The following is a 370-nucleotide window of genomic DNA, read 5'->3' on the forward strand; positions in this document are numbered from 1 at the left end:
AACCAGTTTCTTGCCACTCGAAATATGCGTGTCCTGCGTCGACCAGGTGGTGACATTCCCGCCCTGTGCCTGAATATCAATATCGTTATTCGAGCTGAATAATTTTGCCCCTTCACGGCTGTACAGGCTGAGTTGTTTACCAGCAGCCAGAGTGAAATCCTTCCGGGCCCCGATATCCAGTTGCTTACCCGCTGTCAGCGTCAGATTCTCACTGGCCGATATCCGCACATTGGCGTTATTGACATTATTATTTGATATTGAGACGTACTAGCGCACCGGCATTTTTCTCAACCACATCTTTTGCGATATCTCTTCCAATAATCGCTGGCATTGCTGGAATACTCAATTTACCTGTCCAGTAATAATCATC

At 46.8% G+C, this 370-nt stretch carries 1 protein-coding gene; it reads right to left on the reverse strand.

What is annotated here, in order from left to right; translation table 11 throughout:
• Positions 1-258 (reverse strand): DUF2345 domain-containing protein (locus NNO02_RS23585; RefSeq protein ID WP_442867934.1); only part of this gene is annotated, 258 nt, incomplete at its 3' end.
• Positions 259-370: the final 112 nt, after the last annotated feature.

Origin of the sequence: Citrobacter sp. Awk 2 (genome assembly GCF_028069815.1) — a bacterium.
GTDB lineage: Bacteria > Pseudomonadota > Gammaproteobacteria > Enterobacterales > Enterobacteriaceae > Citrobacter.